Below are 323 nucleotides of genomic sequence, written 5' to 3' on the forward strand. Positions count from 1 at the left end.
ATATTGAACTGTCGCGATCGTAAGCAAGAAAGATGGCTAGTAGCGCGACAGCAAGTACAGAAATACGCCCTACAGTAACTAATTTTGCCTGTGATGCATGTTGATTGAAGAAGGCTTTGTAAATGTCTTCTGTTAGTGAACTAGAGGTTACCAACAACTGTGACGAAATCGTACTCATAATCGCCGCTAAAATTGCCGCCAACAAAAAACCCGCTATTAATGGATGGAACAACACCTGCGACAATAAAATAAAAATAGTTTCAGCATCGTTTAATAGAACACCCGTTTGCTGAACATATACAACGCCAACAAACCCCGTTGCT

Annotated in this window: 1 pseudogene; it reads right to left on the minus strand. The window is 40.9% G+C overall.

Features of this window, described 5'->3' with window-relative positions:
- Window positions 1-323, minus strand: a pseudogene (locus tag AB9K37_RS14405) (sodium:proline symporter); the annotation flags it as partial.

The organism is Donghicola sp. XS_ASV15 (assembly GCF_041224595.1).
Lineage (GTDB): Bacteria > Pseudomonadota > Alphaproteobacteria > Rhodobacterales > Rhodobacteraceae > Donghicola.